Genomic DNA, 14187 nt, shown 5'->3' on the forward strand with positions numbered 1-14187 from the left:
TACCTCCCTTCGGAAACTGTCGGCCACGTGAGGCAAACTGTCATGGTGACTTCAAATCTCCAACACCAGTCAGCTGACTCCGCCATCCACGCCCAGATCGCCGCCGAGCTCGGCGTCAAGGCCTGGCAAGTCAAGGCCGCGGTGGAACTGCTCGACGCCGGATCCACCGTCCCGTTCATCGCCCGCTACCGCAAGGAAGTTACCGGGACGCTCGATGACACCCAGCTCCGCGACCTCGAAGAACGGCTCAGATACCTGCGTGAGCTGGAGGAACGTCGTAAGTCCGTGCTCGAGGCGATTGCCGCCCAAGGCAAGCTGACTCCGGAACTGGAAGCCGCCGTCGTCGGCGCTGATACCAAGGCACGTCTGGAGGACATCTACCTCCCCTTCAAATCCAAGCGCCGCACCAAAGCCCAGATCGCCCGTGAAGCCGGGCTGGAACCGCTGGCCGACGTCCTGCTCGCCAACCCGCAACTGGACCCGGCTGCTGAAGCCGCCAAGTACCTGAACGCCGAGCACTCCATCGATGACGCCGCCATGGCGCTCGCAGGCGCCCGCGCCATCCTGGTGGAGCGTGTCGGGCAGGACGCCGACCTCGCCGAGGACCTCCGCGAACGCCTTTGGAAGCAGGGACGCATGGTGTCCCGTGTCAAGAAGGGCATGGAGGCCGAGGGCCAGAAGTTCAAGGACTACTTCGAGTTCACGCAGGTGCCCTCCGGCATGCCGTCGCACCGCGTGCTCGCGCTGTTGCGTGGTGAAAAGGACGGTGTCCTGGAGTTGGATCTCGCCGAGGCGGACCCGGCCGACGACGACGCCCTGGCCGCCGCCCGCGGGAAGTACGAGAACGCTGTGGCCAAGTGCCTCGGGGTCGCCAACCAGGGGCGGCCCGCCGATACCTGGCTGACGCAGACGGCCCAGCTTGCCTGGCGGGGACGCATCCTGGACCGCCTCACCACCGACCTTCGCGGACGTATGTTCGCCGACGCCGAAGATGAAGCTGTGCGCGTTTTCGCCGCCAATCTGCGCGATGTCCTGCTGGCCGCTCCTGCGGGCAACCGCTCCACGCTCGGCCTGGACCCGGGGCTCAGGACAGGTGTGAAGGTGGCCGTCGTGGATGGCACTGGCAAGGTGGTCACCACGGACACCATCTACCCGCACGCCCCTGCGAAAAAGTGGGACGAGGCGTTGGCCACCCTCGGCCGGCTCGCCAAGCAGTACAACGTGGAACTCGTCGCCATCGGCAACGGAACGGCTTCCCGCGAGACGGACAAGCTGGCCACGGAACTCATCAAGTCCCTCGAAGCTGCCGGATCCAAGGGGATCCAGAAGCTGGTTGTTTCGGAGGCCGGGGCCTCCGTGTACTCCGCTTCGGCACTGGCAGCTTCTGAACTTCCGGGCATGGATGTCTCGCTGCGAGGTGCCGTGTCCATCGCCCGCCGCCTGCAGGATCCGCTGGCGGAACTGGTCAAGATCGAACCGAAGTCCATCGGTGTGGGTCAGTACCAGCACGACGTCACGGCCGCGAAGCTGGACCGTTCACTGGATGCCGTGGTGGAAGACTGCGTGAACGCCGTGGGTGTGGACGTCAACACGGCCTCGCCCGCACTGCTAAGCCGGGTGGCCGGCGTAGGGCCATTGCTCAGCGAGAACATCGTGGCCTACCGGAATGAGAATGGGCCTTTCGCCAAGCGCAGCGACCTCAAGAAGGTCCCGCGCTTGGGTGCGAAGGCCTTTGAACAGTGCGCCGGCTTCCTTCGGATCACCGGGGGAGCCGAACCCTTGGATGCCTCCAGCGTGCACCCGGAAGCGTACTCCGTGGCCCGCAAGATCCTGGTCGCAGCCGGAGGTGGACCCGCTACGTCCCTGGATCCGCAGGCGTTCGTCGATGGCACTTTCGGCCTGCCCACGGTCAAGGACATCATGTCCGAACTGGAGAAACCTGGCCGCGATCCGCGTCCGGCTTTCAAGGCGGCGTCGTTCTCGGAGGGCATCGAGAAGATTTCCGACCTCAAGCCCGGCATGATCCTCGAGGGAACCGTCACCAACGTGGCCGCATTCGGGGCCTTCGTGGACGTCGGAGTCCACCAGGACGGCCTTGTCCATGTGTCGGCGCTGTCCAACAAGTTCGTTTCCGATCCGCGTGAAATCGTGAAGTCCGGTCAGGTGGTCCGGGTCAAGGTCCTTGAGGCAGACCCTGAGCGTAAGCGCATCTCCTTGACGTTGAGGCTCGACGACGAACCCGGCACCGCGGGCGGCCGCGGCTCCGGTGGACGTGCTTCGGGTGGACGGGATTCCGGAGACAGGAATTCGGGTGGTCAGCGTGCCGGCCAGCCTGGCCAAGGGGCGCCGCGGCAGGGCCAGGGCGATCGTCGTCAGGGCGGCGCGCGGCCAGGCAAGCCCCAGCAGGCTCCGGAGCCCGCGAACACCGCCATGGCTGAAGCTCTGCGCCGGGCCGGTCTCGGCAAGTAACTCCTACAGGCCCGCCGTCCTGGCTTCCCACGCCACTGCCTCCGAGGGCTGCAGCGCCGTGGGAAGCCAGCGGCCGATGCGCTGGAAAGCCTCGCGCCGGATGGGTTCGGGGGACAGGAAGATGTCGTGGAACGCGTTCGGCAGCCGGCTCACGGTGACAGTGTCCGCCAAGGACAGCGAACGGTGGGCGACGGCGTCGACATTCAGCGCGACGTCGGCTGTGAGGGCGTCGGCTGACCATTTCGGTTGCAGGTAGCTCTTGTCCGAGAGCATGACGAGCACCGGTACGTCGATGCCAAGGCCGGCCGCAACGGTGGCCTGCCCGCGGAACACGGCGTCAAGGAATGCAGGCGTAACAGGGAAGCCCCGGTCCGGCCGCCAGTCAAGGTTGTACTCCCATTCGCCGTCGAGCGTAGCTGATACGGCACGGGTGTAGATGCCCGGATCCACCGGCGGCAGGGGTGCCAGCGGGTGGAGCTTTGCGTGGAGCCCCACCAGGGGTGCAATCGCGCGCCTGCCGAGTTCAGTGGCCTGAAATTCCAGCCAGGGGCTATTGAGGATCAGGGCCGACGCCACGCCAGGGTGGCGGGATGCCCACAGGCTGAGCGTGAGCCCACCGGTGGAGTGGCCCAGCAGAATGAGTGGGCGGTCCTCGCCAGGAACACCGGAGCGGCCCATGGCTGACAGGGCGGCCGCGATGTCGGCGTCGTAGTCGGCCAGGTTGGTGACAAAACCCGGAACGAGTCCCGGCGCCAGGCTGCGGCCGTAGTTGTGCAGATCCAGGGCGTGGAAGCGTGCACCGGCCCGGTGCCAGAATTCGGCGACGTGGCGCTGGAAGAAGTAGTCGGACCAGCCGTGCACGTACAGGACATCTGCGTCGAGGCCAACGCCTTCCGGGGCATCCAACCATTGCGGGCCGGAGCCGAGATACCGGACCAGGGTGGCGACAGCACCGCCGTCGAGGTTCAGCGTCTGCTGCTCAAAGCCTGCGCCAAGAATGTCCGGGCTCCACGGCTGCGTCATGCGTCCTTTTCCTTCTGCCACGGCCAGCGGCCCGTGATTTCCAATTCAAGGGAGAAGCTAAGGAACGTCCGGATCAGCACGATAATTGCCAGGACACCGACGCTTTCGAACGTTGGAGTCACCGCGACCGTGCGGATGATGTCGGCGGCCACCAGGAGCTCAAGGCCCAGGAGGATGGACCTGCCCAGCAGTTGCCGGTACGAGCGGTACGGGGAGAACGGCGTGAGCCCGCGAGCCCGTTTCGGTTGGTAGCCACGCAGGGCCAGGGGGACGGATACCAGGGCGCCGATCACCATGACTGCCACCCCGACGGCGTCCATGTACCGGCCGACTTCTTCGATGACGTGCTGGAAATCCATGGCCCTCCTCCATAGCTGCGTGCCTCCACCGTCTCACACAACAAATAGCGACGGCGGCAGCCAGGTTCCGTTGAAACGGAACCTGGCTGCCGCCGTCGCGCGTTGTTCGAACGTTCCGCTACTCCGCGGGCGCCGGGACCGGGAAGAACACCCGGGGGTCCTGCAGCAGTGCGGGGTAGTCGAAATCGGAGCGCTTGATCACGTTGGTGACCTCGAAGTTGCGGGCGAACCGGCCATCGACCGTGATGGGTCGGCCTTGGATGAGCCCGACAGCGAAGGTTTGCCCGCCGTCGAACGGGACAGCGAGCTCAGTCTTGCCGGGCAGGGTGTTGAAGGCCTGCTCCTGTGCCTGGCGTTTCCGGGTCGGCTTCTTCTCGCGCTGCGCGACGGGGCGCTTCTTGGGGGCGCCGACGTGCCGGCGGGATTTCTCCTCTGCGTACACAAACTGGTACTCATCAGGGTCTGCGGCCGGGATGGCCTTGGACTTGCCGTGCGGGGGCATGCTGACCGTGGTGAGCTGCTCCGGGCGGAGGTCCTCCACGTTGGCGCGGAGGATCAACAGGGCGTCTTCCTCCGGATCTTCGGGGTGGAACTCGTGCTTGGGTTCCGGCCAGATGTACTCGAGCTTTTCCTCGGCGCCGGGGAAAACATCGGCGTAGAACTTGGGGTCCTTGCCGAGCAGCTTGGAGCGGTGGCTGAGGTGCAGGTCCTCGTGTCCGAGCCATGGCGGCATGATGATCCGGGATGCGTAGTCAGGGTGTGCCGCCTGAGGCGCGAACTCCGCGATGTTGTCCCGCGTGTTGTCCGGGTGGCCGCGTTCCATCCACTCGTCGGCCATCGCGAGGCCATAGAGGGTCAGCGCCGGGACGTGGCCCATCCACATGCGGACGGCGGGGTGCTGCTGCCAACCGTACTCCGGGATCACCAACGCGCGGAGGACCTGGAGTGCTTCGACGCGCTGTTTGCCGAGCCTTGAAGTGTCGAGCGCCGCGGCACTCTCACGGAAATCGGCGAAAGGGAGGAAAGTCTGCATCCTTTCAGTTTGAGGGTGCCGGGCGTGAGAACCAAGTTGAGTGCTCCGGGACACGTGCCATTGATGGGGCCTAGAGTTGCAGGGTGGAAACTTTTGACGAGAAAACTGTCACCACGGCGCCCCCGGTTGCCGAACTGCACCTGCACATCGAAGGGACTCTCCAGCCAGAGCTGATCTTTGCCCTGGCCGAACGAAACGGCATTGAACTGCCGTACGAAGACATCGAAGAACTCCGGGAAAAGTACGAGTTCACGGACCTGCAATCCTTCCTGGACCTCTATTACGCCAACATGGCCGTCCTGCAGACCGAGCAGGATTTCACGGACATGACCCGCGCCTACCTGAAGCGGGCCGCCGCCGGGGGAGTGCGCCACGCGGAAATCATGATGGACCCCCAAGCCCACGTATCCCGGGGTGTAGCGCTGGAGACCTGCGTCAATGGTGTAGCCAACGCGCTGGCGACCTCTGAAGAGGACTTTGGTGTTTCGACCCTCCTCATCGCCGCTTTCCTGCGTGACATGTCCGAGGAATCCGCCCTCGAAGTGTTGGACCAGCTCCTGGCCATGCACGCACCGATCGCGGGCATCGGGCTGGACTCCGCAGAGGTGGGCAATCCGCCGTCGAAATTTGAGCGACTGTACCAGCGTGCCGGCGAGGCGGGCTTGCGGAGGATCGCCCACGCGGGCGAAGAGGGTCCGGCGTCGTACATCACCGAGGCGTTGGACGTGCTTCACGTCGAGCGGATCGACCACGGCATCCGCTGCATGGAAGACACGGATGTCGTGCAGCGGCTCGTCGCCGAACAGGTGCCCCTCACAGTCTGTCCTCTCTCCAACGTGCGGCTGCGCGCGGTGGACAAGCTGGCTGACCACCCGTTGCCGGAGATGCTGGCCATCGGTTTGAACGTCAGCGTGAACTCGGATGATCCCGCCTACTTCGGTGGCTACGTGGATGACAACTTTGAGCAGTTGGCCAAGGTTTTGGAGTTCTCGGTTCCGGAGCAGGCCACGTTGGCGGCCAACTCCATCCGGTCCTCCTTTGCCAGTGACGCCCGGAAGTCGGTGCTGTTGGACGAGGTGACGGAGTGGGTCAAAGCCTCGGTGCCGCACCCCTAGAGGCCGACAGCCGAGACCGGTAAATCACTTGCGGCACCCGGGATGTCACACTCGGTCACGACACACGGTGTTTACCATTTGCAGTCGTGGGAATTAACAATTCATTGGCAAACTGCAATGGAGTATCCACCGTTGAAGGAGAAGCATGGGCGCGAACACCGCCGAGAACACCAACCTTCGTCTGAAGGCCGTACTGGACATCCTCGCTGAAGGCGTGTGGTCCGAGACAACCCTCAACGCCGGCGAAGTCCTGGCCGAAGCGATCGTCCGCGTACCTTTCAATGACCACGAGGCTGAACTCCTCAGTGGCGGCATTCCCCGCGGCCACAAGACCCTCACTTCGGCGTCGGCCAAGCTGGTCAAGGCCGGCTGGCTGGTCAAGGGCCGCTCGGGCTGGACCATTCCGGACGACGGCCTGCGTGCGACGGTCGCCTTCCCGGACGTCTCCGCTTTCGGATCAGCGCTCGACGCCGGAACTCCGGTACCTGCCGACGTTCCCGTTCCGACGGCCCCGCCTGCGAAGCCCCAGGCTAAAAAGGCGGCGGCACCGAAGCGTGCGGTTTCGAAGAAGGCAGCTGAACCCAAGGCCGCGGCGGTGAAGGTCGCGCCGGCAGCAAAGAAGGCCACCACCCGCAAGGCGCCGGCCAAGACGAAGGCGGCTGCCGCCGTCGAGACCGTGCCGCAGCCCGGGGCTGTCGCGATTGCCGGTGACTTCAACAAGATCCTTGGAGCACCCGAGGACTGGGCCCCGCAGTACGACGAAGCCCAGATGGAATTCAATCCCTTGGTCCAGGTGTGGACGCTGACGGCTGAACTGCCCGCCGGCTTCTACACCTACAAGATCGCGCTGAACCGGTCGTGGGACGAGAACTACGGTGCGTTCGGTGCCCGCGATGGTGCCAACCACGAGTTGAACCACGACGGCGGTCCGGTCACCATCACGTACAGCCACGTGACGCGGGACATTGTGATCGGCTAAGTCTTTTCGCCGGTTCGAAACCTGCCCTAGTTCGCTTTGCTCACCGTTGAACGGCGAGTGGGACGAACAAGGGCTGGTTTCGTTAAGGTGGGTCCATGACTGACGAAACCGTTCGCCTCACGGCCCGCGTCACCGGCGTTGTCCAAGGTGTGGGTTTCCGCTATTGGACTGCCCGGAAAGCGGACGAGCTCGGCGTGAAAGGGACGGTCCGAAACAACCACGACGGCTCGGTGGAGCTGGTCGCCGAGGGAACTGTCTCCGATGTTGAGCACCTCGTGACATGGCTCCAGTCGTCGCTGGCCCCGGGCCGCGTGGCGGACGTTGACTTCAGGGTTTCCGAGGCCACAGGGGAGTTCGATACCTTCCGGATCGTGGATTAGGAGCCGCCGGGGCCCGGTGACGCAGTCATGAGTCCGGATTCCTTGGCAGCCAGGAGCAGTTCCTGGTCATACGCCACCATGGAGTCCACTTGCAATCTGATGGCTGTTGCCAGATGAATTGCGTCTGCGCTACGAAGTTGCCCGGGCAGCGCCGAGGCAAACATCAAATCCGTGCGGGTGACATCTACAAGGTTGAGGCCGGCAAGAACATCGTTGACTGAATCAAAGGGCAGGCTGCGGCGGCGTGCTGCGCAGTGAAGCTCGGTATAGAGGAGCATCGACGTCACCAAGTGGCCTCCCGCGACCCGGACTCCTTGGAGATGGGCGGCCAGGGCTTCGGATTCGTTTTCTTCCACAACAAGCTTCAGAATCGCGGATGTGTCCGCGTAGACGATCACCGATCCCCGCGCAGATCAGACAGGATCCCGGTTGTAGTCATGTCGCTGCTGACGCGGGGCAGGGTGCGGAAGTCCACAGGTGAAGGACTGGCTGGTCGGACACTACCGGCTTGGAGCAGCCGCTCAAAGGGTGAAGCCGACGGGGGAATGAGGGTGGCTGCCACCTCGCCATTGTTGGTGACGTCGATAACTTCGCCATTCCTGACGCGTTCCAGAATCTTACTGCTCTGGTTGCGCAGTTCCCGGTGCGGAATAGTTGTCATCATCACCCTCCGTAGCAATCGTAGCACTGTGCTCAATAGCCGGAGGGCTGGCTTAAAATATATAGACTGGTCTATTATTCAGGCATGGCTTCCTCATACCCCAAAGGACTCGCAACCCGGCAGCGCTTGGTCGACTCCATGCTCGCCCTCATCCAGCTTCACGGCTATCACGGAACGGGGCTCAACACAGTGCTGGCGCGATCCGGGGCCCCAAAAGGCTCCTTGTACTTTCATTTCCCGGAAGGAAAAACCGAACTCGGGATCGCCGCTGTGGCTCTGGCGGGCGATCAATTCGCTGAGCTGATCGGCAGGGCGACCACCACGGCTTCCTCGCCCAACGCCGTGGTCGACACCCTGGTCGCCGAACTCAAGGGCATTCTGGAAGCAAGCGACTATCAAGCCGGTTGTCCGGTCTCGTCCGTTGCCTTGGACACAGGGTCTGGGAACGAGCCGCTCAGGGAGGCATGCGGCCAGGTCTATGACGCCTGGGTCAGCGCAGTGGCCAGCTATCTGGCGACGTTCGGGCTCGGGAAAGAGCAGGCGCAGCCTGTGGCGACATCGATGATCTGCCTGGTGGAGGGCGCCCTCATTCTGTCCCGCGCCCACAAGTCCACCCAGCCCCTGGACGCTGCTGCCGGGACGCTCAAAATGCTGATGACAGCAGTTCACAGCGAGGCCAGCGTATGAGCTCCCGGCACGCTCTGGTATTCGGCGCCACGGGCCACATCGGAAGATGGCTGGTCCGCGAACTATTGCAGCAAGGCGTGACTGTCACGGCCGCCGTGCGCACGGAAGATTCCTTCCACCGGCTGGCTGGGTGGCTGGCAGGGCACGACGCCAACGGAACCGCAGCGCAGGTACTCGTGGACTTCAGTGCGGGCGACTTGGGCCTCGATCCGACGTCGGACACTTGCAGGTCGGTAACTGAAGTCCACAACGTCGCCGGCGCCTTCGCCTTTGGCATGACTGCCGAGGCGGCCTATGCCGCGAACGTGACCAGCGCCGAGCGTGTGGTTCGCTTTGCCGCCAAGCTGCCGGCGCTGATCAGGTTGGTGCATCTGTCCGGTTACCGGGTGGGCGGCCAGGACCCGGCCGAGGTGCCATGGGATGACTCCCGCCGCGCCAAGGACTACAAGCGCCTGGGCGCTTACGAGGGGTCCAAAGTGGAATCGGACGCCGTAGTGCAGGCAACCGCGCGTTCCTTGGGCGTTCGGTTCACCATGGTCAACCCGGCCACCGTGATCGGGGATTCCGTCAATGGCGAGTCCGGGCAGGTGGTGGGCCTCGCCGCCAGCGTGCTGGAGCTCTTCCGTGGAAAGCTGCCCGTGCTGCCGGGCAATGAGCGCACGTTCGTCCCGGTGGTCACGGCCGACTATCTGGCTTCGTTCATGGCGCTGGTCCCCACCACGCCCGAAGCGGAAAATGCCTCCTACTGGGTGCTCGACGACGCCACACCCCCGTTGCCGGAGCTGCTGGGGATGCTGGGGGAGCACCTCAACGTTCGGGTCCCACGGCTGAAGATCCCCAGCGCCTTGCTGAAGAAGCTGCCCGCCAAGCTGACTGGGGCAGACCCGGAGACGTTGTCGTTCCTGTCCGACGATGGATATCCGACGGCGGACGCGGTCGCCTTGGCGGAGGCGGGCGGGTTGCGCCACCCGCCTGTCGAGACTGCCTTGAAGCGCTGGGCCGACTATTTGGTGGCGGCCGTACCTGCAGCAAGAGAGGGCCGCGTAGCCTCGATGTAGTGCTCCAGCGGCTTCAAAGCCGGCTGCGATGAGGCATCCCGAACAGCGTCCGCGCCTACGGCGTTGGCCACGGCCAAAGCATGCGCATAGTCCAGGCCGAACTGGACGGCCAGGACCAAGGCAGCGCAGAAAGCATCCCCGGCTCCGATGGTGTTGGCAATGTCCGTGACACGTACGGCCGGGGCCTCGGCGACCCGTTCGCCGTCGACGAAGATCGCCGAGCCGTCGCCACCGTACGTGACGGCAACCAAAGGCGCGTTGCGAAGGGCCGGGATCAGCTCATACTCAGTCTCGTTCACGATCACCAGGTCGCACCGCTCCAGGAGCTCAGGGAGGATCGGCGCTGCAGGGGCGGCGTTCAGGGCGAAGAATCCTTTGGCCAGCCGAGCGGCTTCCAGGACAACGTCCTGGTCGACTTCGAGTTGGCAGAGGACAGCCTCTTCGGCGCCGAAAGTGACACCGTCCAAGGCCACGGAGCCGTTGGCGCCGGGGCAGACGACAATCTGGTTTTCGCCGTCGCTGTCCACCAGCACCAGTGCTGTTCCCGTGGCCGCATCCACCCGGGCAATGTCCTGAACGTCGACGTCGGCACCTGCCATTGCCGTGATGAGGCTGAGTCCGGCGTCGTCTTGGCCCACTGCCCCCACCATGCGGGACGTGCCCGCGAGCCGGGCCGCCGCGACCGCCTGGTTGGCGCCTTTTCCGCCGGGCTGCTGGCGGAGGACGCCGCCGCCAACCGTTTCACCCGGCGATGGGAGCCGGCCCGCGGTGGCCGTGATGTCGAGGTTGATGCTGCCCACCACGGTAAGGGAAGAGGGCGCAGCAGGCTGGGGGGACGTGCTCATGGAAGGTCCTTTTCGGGAGTAAGACAGGGAAGGAATCAGGAGGACTGGATGACGGAGAGGTGCCCGGCCTTGGCTGCCACGAGGCATTTGGCGAGGTAGAACTCGTTGCCGTTCCGGCGTACGTATTGGGTGAGGACCAGTACGGGGTCCGAGGGGCGGAGGCCCAGCAGCTTGGCGCGGCTGGGACCGGCGGTACTAAGGCTGATCTGGCATTCGCCGGGGCCAAGGGAGGCACCGGGAAGTCCGGCGAGGACCTCCAGCAGCGTGGAGGCCGAAAGTGTAGGAGCCTCTGCCGCTTCCGCGAGGGCCTCAGCTTCGGGGATTCCCTGCGAGACATTTTCCTGCAGGTGCGCCACGGGCTCGCCGTTCCGGATGAGCACGCTTTCCCAGAACCACACGTCTTCGTCCGGCTGGACGCCGATACCAGGCGCCACGAATTCAGACGCCGGTTGCTTGATGGCGGCTACGCGTTTGACCTGGATGTCCTGGTCGGGGCCACCAAGAAGCTGATCGAACGGGCGGATGTGTTCAATGCCGATGCGGGGGAGTGAATCGGCCACGAAGCGCCCAACGCCGCGTCGTGCCCGGGTCAGGCCGTCCTCTTCCAGCAACATCAGCGCTTCCCGGATCACGGTGCGGCTGACGTCCATCATGGTGCCCAGCTCGGTCTCCGTGGGGAGCAGCGAACCGGGCGGCAGGATCTTGGTCCGGATGGCTTCGGCGATGCGGGAGTAGGCCGCGACGCGCAGGGGCTGCCCTGGTTGCGTGGAGATGGGTCGGGACAGGAACTGGACGGCATTGTCGGTCAAGGGTGCCTCACTTGAGATGGGTTACCGATACTGTACCGGATGACTGTGACAGGTTGCACAAGCTCGTAATACATGCTTGTATAACAACTCACATCTCATGGCGCCGCCCCGCGCCTCGGACAAAGGAGTTTGATGTGAACATCCCCACCGCCACAGGCCAGCAGACTGTGGACCCGCAAGCCCCAGCTGCAACCGAACCTGCCAAAGCCGCGGAGCACGGCCGCTTCCAAGGCAAGGCCGCCGCGCTTCTCATCACCACGCTGGTGCTTGCCGTGCTGGCCTTCCAGCTCAACGCCAGCATGATCACCCCGGCACTCCCGCACATCGGCTCCTTCTTCGGCGAGACACCCGAGGCCGTGGCGCAAGTGCAGTCGATGTTCTTCCTCGCCGGCGCCATCTCCGGTCCTGTGATCGGGCGCTGGAGCGACTTCATCGGCAGGCGCAATGCACTGCTGTTGGTCCTGGCCATCATGGGTGCCGGCACTGTGCTCTGCATCTTCGCGCCCACACTCCCGCTGCTGGTCACCGGCCGGTTCATGCAGGGTGTCTCCAGTGCCATCTTTGCGCTCTCCTACATCGTGCTCAACGAGTACTTGCCCGCCCGACTCTTCGGCACCTCGATCGGCATCATCGCTGCCATCAACGGCGGCGTCGGTGGCGTTGACGGCTACTTCGGTGGGCTCATGGCCGAGACCCTTGGCTTCCAGTCGATCTTTGTTGCCGTGCTGGTACTGGCCGCGATCGCCGTCGTCTGCGTCATCAAAGTGGTGCCCGGCGGCAAGTCCGCCGTCGCTCCGGGCCGGATGGACTGGTGGGGCGCAGGTTCGCTGTCCGTGTTCCTGGTCTTCATCACGTACTTCGTCTCCACGGGTTCGTCCGCCGGGTGGACCTCACCTGCCGCACTCGGCTTGCTCGCTGGCAGCATTGCGTCCTTCACGGCCTTCTGGCTCATTGAAAAGAAGCGCGAAACCCCGCTGGTGGCAGTCCACCACCTCCGTTCACGCCAGGTCTGGCCCGTTATCGCCACCACCGTGCTGACGCTCGCGGGCATCTTCGCCATCATCAACTTCACCGTGGTGCTGCTGAGCCAGGACAAGGAAAGCGGCTTCGGACTGACCGCCTCGGTGGCCGCACTGCTGTTCCTGACTCCTGCCGCGCTCATCGGTGTGTTCGCTGCTCCGCTGGCCGGTTGGATCGCCGACCGACGCGGCTGGATCAAGACGGTCCGCGTCGGCACCGCCACCAGCCTGGCCTGCGCCATCGTCGCTGCCCTGTTCGCCCACAACCAGATCGCTGTCCTCATCGCCATCGCAGCCCTGGGCATCTTCTACAACGGCTTCTTCCTGACTGCCATCAACGGCCTGTCCGTCCTGCTGTCGCCCAAGGAAGCGCCCGCCGCTTTGCCTGGCATCAACGGTGCCTCCTTCGGTATCGGGGCGAGCCTCGGCGTCGTAGTCGTCGCCCCGTTCGCGGGTCTGGGCACCGCAGCCGGGTACTCCACGGCCCTCTGGATTTCGGTGTCCATCACGGCCCTCGCCTTCGTTGTGAGCCTGTTCATCGCCGCTCCCAAGGGCGAAAAGATCTAGCGCACGACGCCGGCACGCGGCTCCCGCGTGCCACTCACCGCAGCTTCGCACCACTCCACAGAACAAGCCGTCCGCTCCACCTGAAACGAGAGACCATGACACAGCGCCCCATGACAACGGGCACCGCCGCCCCCTTCTTCCTTGACTGCGATACCGGCATCGATGACGCCCTCGCCCTGGCCTACCTCCTGGCCTCGCCGTTGGCGGACCTCGTGGGCATCGGCACCGTGAGCGGCAACGTCAGTGCGGCCGGCGGAGCCCGGAACACCTTGGACCTGCTGAACCTGGCCGGCCACCCGGACATCCCCGTGGCGATCGGTGCGCACGATCCGCAGGTAGGTACTTTCCACGGCGGTGCACCGCATGTCCACGGGGACAACGGCATCGGCGGCGTGGACCTGGTTCCTTCGGACCGCGAACCGGTCCAAGCTTCGGCTGCGGAACTCCTTGTCCAGTTGGCCCACCAGTACGCGGGGGAACTGCGCCTGGTGGCCATCGGTCCGCTGACCAACATCGCCGAAGCCCTGCGCCTGGAACCCAAGCTGCCTGAGCTCATTGCCGAGGTCACCATCATGGGCGGAGCGGCGCTGGCGCCGGGGAATATCACCCCGGTGGCCGAAGCCAACATCGCCAATGATCCCGAAGCCGCTGCCGAGGTCCTGGCGGCGGACTGGAACGTGACCCTGGTACCCCTGGATGTCACCATGACCAACGTCCTGGAGGAGAACCACCGCCAGGAACTGCTCGCCTCGGAGCACCCGGTCTCGCAGGCGCTTGGTGAGATGCTGGGTTACTACTTCGGCTTCTACGTGGATATTTTCGGCCGGGCATGCTCGGCGATGCACGATCCCCTCGCTGCCGCCATTGCTGTCCGGGGAGTGGAGCTCGCCGTGGCACCCACGGTCCGGGTCCAGGTGGACACCACCGACGGACCGGGCCGCGGCCAGACGGTCTGCGATCTTCGCGGACTCTACGTCGGACTGCCGGATCAGCGCGGTGCCCGCTGCCGCGTGGTCCTGGAAATCGGTGAGGACTTCGCGCCTCACCTGCTGGGTACCCTGCAGGCAGCCTGGCTGACGGAACGGGCAGCAACAGAGGCGGCGCCCGTCGCCTGACTGGCGGGAAACTGAAGGATTGACGACGACGGCGGCAGCGGCCCGCCGTCGTCGTTCGCCTTTAAGCG

At 64.8% G+C, this 14187-nt stretch carries 15 protein-coding genes; 8 read left to right on the plus strand and 7 right to left on the minus strand.

Annotated features, from left to right (window positions below; translation table 11 throughout):
• The first annotated feature begins 42 nt into the window (after positions 1 to 42).
• Positions 43 to 2469: a Tex family protein gene (locus tag J3D46_RS10485; RefSeq protein ID WP_253466884.1), complete on the plus strand. Its 2427-nt coding sequence runs from the start codon at positions 43 to 45 to the stop codon at positions 2467 to 2469.
• Positions 2470 to 2472: 3 nt separating this feature from the next.
• Here the strand turns inward: J3D46_RS10485 and J3D46_RS10490 are convergent, their stop codons facing one another.
• From J3D46_RS10490 to J3D46_RS10500, 3 genes are all read right to left on the minus strand, one after another.
• Positions 2473 to 3492 carry an alpha/beta hydrolase gene (locus J3D46_RS10490; RefSeq protein ID WP_253466887.1) on the minus strand — a complete coding sequence of 340 codons (1020 nt, stop codon included), beginning with the start codon at positions 3490 to 3492 and terminating at the stop codon, positions 2473 to 2475.
• Complete coding sequence (locus J3D46_RS10495) at positions 3489 to 3851, minus strand: DUF1622 domain-containing protein (protein WP_231341189.1); 363 nt, start codon at positions 3849 to 3851, stop codon at positions 3489 to 3491. The genes J3D46_RS10490 and J3D46_RS10495 overlap by 4 nt, the downstream gene beginning before the upstream one ends.
• Before the next feature lie 118 nt (positions 3852 to 3969).
• The gene (locus tag J3D46_RS10500) at positions 3970 to 4884 is read right to left on the minus strand and encodes an MSMEG_6728 family protein (RefSeq protein ID WP_231342546.1); all 915 of its coding nucleotides are present in this window, start codon (positions 4882 to 4884) and stop codon (positions 3970 to 3972) included.
• A gap of 83 nt (positions 4885 to 4967) precedes the next feature.
• On the opposite strand from J3D46_RS10500, the gene J3D46_RS10505 reads away from it, so the two are divergent.
• The 3 genes from J3D46_RS10505 to J3D46_RS10515 all read left to right on the plus strand — a co-directional run bounded on the left by J3D46_RS10505 (position 4968) and on the right by J3D46_RS10515 (position 7358).
• Positions 4968 to 5999, plus strand: a complete 1032-nt coding sequence (locus J3D46_RS10505; RefSeq protein ID WP_253466890.1) for an adenosine deaminase — start codon at positions 4968 to 4970, stop codon at positions 5997 to 5999.
• A gap of 145 nt (positions 6000 to 6144) precedes the next feature.
• A complete protein-coding gene (locus tag J3D46_RS10510; RefSeq protein ID WP_253466893.1) occupies positions 6145 to 6978 on the plus strand; it encodes a glycosidase in 834 nt (277 codons plus the stop codon).
• A gap of 95 nt (positions 6979 to 7073) precedes the next feature.
• Positions 7074 to 7358, plus strand: a complete 285-nt coding sequence (locus J3D46_RS10515; RefSeq protein ID WP_231342537.1) for an acylphosphatase — start codon at positions 7074 to 7076, stop codon at positions 7356 to 7358.
• Here J3D46_RS10515 and J3D46_RS10520 read toward each other — a convergent pair.
• Positions 7355 to 7756 carry a type II toxin-antitoxin system VapC family toxin gene (locus tag J3D46_RS10520; protein ID WP_308292023.1) on the minus strand — a complete coding sequence of 134 codons (402 nt, stop codon included), beginning with the start codon at positions 7754 to 7756 and terminating at the stop codon, positions 7355 to 7357. The two genes, J3D46_RS10515 and J3D46_RS10520, sit on opposite strands and share 4 nt — an antisense overlap.
• Positions 7753 to 8022, minus strand: coding sequence for a type II toxin-antitoxin system Phd/YefM family antitoxin (locus J3D46_RS10525; protein WP_231342524.1), 270 nt, complete (start codon positions 8020 to 8022; stop codon positions 7753 to 7755). The genes J3D46_RS10520 and J3D46_RS10525 overlap by 4 nt, the downstream gene beginning before the upstream one ends.
• A gap of 81 nt (positions 8023 to 8103) precedes the next feature.
• Here J3D46_RS10525 and J3D46_RS10530 point away from each other — a divergent pair, with 81 nt between their 5' ends.
• Both J3D46_RS10530 and J3D46_RS10535 read left to right on the plus strand, forming a co-directional pair.
• Positions 8104 to 8706 (plus strand): TetR/AcrR family transcriptional regulator, encoded by a 603-nt coding sequence (locus J3D46_RS10530; RefSeq protein WP_253466899.1) that lies wholly within the window; start codon positions 8104 to 8106, stop codon positions 8704 to 8706.
• Positions 8703 to 9764, plus strand: a complete 1062-nt coding sequence (locus tag J3D46_RS10535) for an SDR family oxidoreductase (RefSeq protein ID WP_253466902.1) — start codon at positions 8703 to 8705, stop codon at positions 9762 to 9764. Before J3D46_RS10530 ends, J3D46_RS10535 begins: the two co-directional genes overlap by 4 nt.
• Here the strand turns inward: J3D46_RS10535 and J3D46_RS10540 are convergent.
• Positions 9710 to 10609: a ribokinase gene (locus tag J3D46_RS10540; protein ID WP_253466905.1), complete on the minus strand. Its 900-nt coding sequence runs from the start codon at positions 10607 to 10609 to the stop codon at positions 9710 to 9712. The two genes, J3D46_RS10535 and J3D46_RS10540, sit on opposite strands and share 55 nt — an antisense overlap.
• A 35-nt stretch (positions 10610 to 10644) precedes the next feature.
• Positions 10645 to 11418 (minus strand): GntR family transcriptional regulator, encoded by a 774-nt coding sequence (locus J3D46_RS10545; RefSeq protein WP_253466908.1) that lies wholly within the window; start codon positions 11416 to 11418, stop codon positions 10645 to 10647.
• A 134-nt stretch (positions 11419 to 11552) separates the two neighbouring features.
• On the opposite strand from J3D46_RS10545, the gene J3D46_RS10550 reads away from it, so the two are divergent.
• Together J3D46_RS10550 and J3D46_RS10555 are read left to right on the plus strand one after the other, a co-directional pair.
• Positions 11553 to 13004, plus strand: a complete 1452-nt coding sequence (locus J3D46_RS10550; protein WP_253466911.1) for an MFS transporter — start codon at positions 11553 to 11555, stop codon at positions 13002 to 13004.
• A gap of 95 nt (positions 13005 to 13099) precedes the next feature.
• Positions 13100 to 14119: a nucleoside hydrolase gene (locus tag J3D46_RS10555; protein ID WP_253466914.1), complete on the plus strand. Its 1020-nt coding sequence runs from the start codon at positions 13100 to 13102 to the stop codon at positions 14117 to 14119.
• The last annotated feature ends 68 nt before the right edge of the window (positions 14120 to 14187 follow it).

This window comes from Paenarthrobacter sp. A20, from assembly GCF_024168825.1.
Classification (GTDB): Bacteria; Actinomycetota; Actinomycetes; order Actinomycetales; family Micrococcaceae; genus Arthrobacter.

Excerpts from the sequence above, each read along its gene's own strand:
- J3D46_RS10485 (WP_253466884.1), top strand. The coding sequence starts at position 43 with ATGGTGACTTCAAATCTCCAACACCAGTCAGCTGACTCCGCCATCCAC.
- J3D46_RS10535 (WP_253466902.1), top strand. The coding sequence starts at position 8,703 with ATGAGCTCCCGGCACGCTCTGGTATTCGGCGCCACGGGCCACATCGGA.
- J3D46_RS10555 (WP_253466914.1), top strand. The coding sequence starts at position 13,100 with ATGACACAGCGCCCCATGACAACGGGCACCGCCGCCCCCTTCTTCCTT.
- J3D46_RS10510 (WP_253466893.1), top strand. The coding sequence starts at position 6,145 with ATGGGCGCGAACACCGCCGAGAACACCAACCTTCGTCTGAAGGCCGTA.
- J3D46_RS10515 (WP_231342537.1), top strand. The coding sequence starts at position 7,074 with ATGACTGACGAAACCGTTCGCCTCACGGCCCGCGTCACCGGCGTTGTC.
- J3D46_RS10495 (WP_231341189.1), bottom strand. The coding sequence starts at position 3,851 with ATGGATTTCCAGCACGTCATCGAAGAAGTCGGCCGGTACATGGACGCC.
- J3D46_RS10490 (WP_253466887.1), bottom strand. The coding sequence starts at position 3,492 with ATGACGCAGCCGTGGAGCCCGGACATTCTTGGCGCAGGCTTTGAGCAG.
- J3D46_RS10540 (WP_253466905.1), bottom strand. The coding sequence starts at position 10,609 with ATGAGCACGTCCCCCCAGCCTGCTGCGCCCTCTTCCCTTACCGTGGTG.
- J3D46_RS10530 (WP_253466899.1), top strand. The coding sequence starts at position 8,104 with ATGGCTTCCTCATACCCCAAAGGACTCGCAACCCGGCAGCGCTTGGTC.
- J3D46_RS10500 (WP_231342546.1), bottom strand. The coding sequence starts at position 4,884 with ATGCAGACTTTCCTCCCTTTCGCCGATTTCCGTGAGAGTGCCGCGGCG.
- J3D46_RS10525 (WP_231342524.1), bottom strand. The coding sequence starts at position 8,022 with ATGATGACAACTATTCCGCACCGGGAACTGCGCAACCAGAGCAGTAAG.